The following is a 527-nucleotide window of genomic DNA, read 5'->3' as shown; positions in this document are numbered from 1 at the left end:
CAGAACGTGCGGGTCAAGGAAGTGAAGGTGTCGGAGACCGAACGGTTCGTCATCTGCCACAACCCCGACGCCGCGACCCGCGATGCCCACATCCGCGATCAGCTCGTCGCCCAGCTCGACGAGCTGATCGCCGGGTCGGACACGCTGCCGGTCATGAAACGCGGTGAGCTCCGCGGCCGAATCTCGACCAAGCCCGGCCTGAACCGGTACCTGCGCGTCACCCCCGGCGGGCTGCTGCGTATCGACAAAGCCAAGTGCAAAACGGAGGCCAACCTCGACGGCAAGTACCTGCTGCGATGCTCGGACCCGCACCTCACCGCCGCCGACATCGCCTTGGGCTACAAGCAGCTCCTCGAGGTCGAACGCGGCTGGCGCGACATGAAGCAGATCCTGGACCTGCGGCCGGTCTACCACCGGCTCGAAGAACGCATCCGCGCCCACGTCGTGCTGTGCTGGCTCGCCCTACTCCTCATCCGCATCACCGAGACCACCATCGGCGACACCTGGCACAACATCCGCCGCCACCT

The 527-nt window shown here is 66.2% G+C and carries 1 pseudogene; it reads left to right on the top strand.

Features of this window, described 5'->3' with window-relative positions:
- Window positions 1-27 precede the first annotated feature (27 nt).
- Window positions 28-527 (top strand): annotated as a pseudogene (locus ACNAW0_RS30605) (transposase); the annotation flags it as partial.

This window comes from Micromonospora sp. SL1-18, from assembly GCF_047921505.1.
GTDB lineage: Bacteria > Actinomycetota > Actinomycetes > Mycobacteriales > Micromonosporaceae > Micromonospora.
This window is presented reverse-complemented; position numbering and strand designations above follow the sequence as displayed.